This is a genomic window from Aquipuribacter aurantiacus (assembly GCF_051216895.1).
In the GTDB taxonomy this organism is placed as follows: domain Bacteria; phylum Actinomycetota; class Actinomycetes; order Actinomycetales; family JBBAYJ01; genus Aquipuribacter.
Map to the genome: position 1 here is coordinate 462,271 of NZ_JBPKAO010000002.1, position 350 is coordinate 462,620.

Consider the following 350-nt stretch of genomic DNA (forward strand, 5'->3'; position numbering starts at 1 on the left):
CGCACCGAGGTGGGTCTAGTGGCCGGCGCCGAGCTGGCCGGTCAGGCGGCCGTGCCAGCCGACACTCGCCTGGTTGAGGCCGATGATCTGGACGTTCTTGCCCTTCTGGCGGTACTTGAGCTCGATGGCGTCGAGGGCGGCGACGGTGGAGGAGTCGTAGATCTGCGACTGGCTCAGGTCGATGATGACGTTCTGCGGGTCACCGGCGTAGTCGAACTGGTAGACGAGGTCGTTGCTGGAGGCGAAGAACAGGGCCCCCAGGACGGCGTACACGCGGGTGTCCTCGTCGGGGTGCTCCCGGTCGACGACCTCGGTGAAGTGGGCGACGCGGCGGGCGAAGAAGACCATGG

General features: G+C 67.1%; 1 protein-coding gene. It reads right to left on the reverse strand.

The window, feature by feature from the left end:
* Positions 1 to 15: 15 nt before the first annotated feature.
* A partial coding sequence (locus ACR80Q_RS04870) for an STAS domain-containing protein (protein WP_435376430.1) occupies positions 16 to 350 on the reverse strand: 335 nt, incomplete at its 5' end.